The 271-nt window shown below is 36.5% G+C and carries 1 protein-coding gene; it reads right to left on the bottom strand.

Annotated elements, in window-relative coordinates; genetic code table 11:
- Window positions 1-60: 60 nt before the first annotated feature.
- The coding region (locus R2R70_RS20365; RefSeq protein WP_410978956.1) for a trimeric intracellular cation channel family protein at window positions 61-271 on the bottom strand (211 nt) is incomplete at its 5' end.

Here is a 271-nt window from a genome sequence, read left to right as displayed (position 1 = left end):
CGAGAATATATACGAGCTAATGACATTCCTTATCCTAATCAATCCTATGATTAAGTAAGTTTAGTCAGGATATTTAAAAACGTGTAATGTGATTTTCCATTTTATTGCTGAAAAACGTAAGAATAATGTCATCAACATTGCCAATACCATCGCCAGCTCAGTCACAAATGAAAAATACACACTAAGTGTATAAACAATACCACCCGCAATACAGGTAATGGCATAGAGCTCTCCTTTTAACAGCATAGGGATTTCGCGGGCGAGCACATCA

This window comes from Cobetia sp. SIMBA_158 (genome assembly GCF_046566945.1).
Classification (GTDB): domain Bacteria; phylum Pseudomonadota; class Gammaproteobacteria; order Pseudomonadales; family Halomonadaceae; genus Cobetia; species Cobetia amphilecti.
Note: the sequence above shows the minus strand (reverse complement) of the source record. Positions and strands in the feature narration are given on the sequence as shown.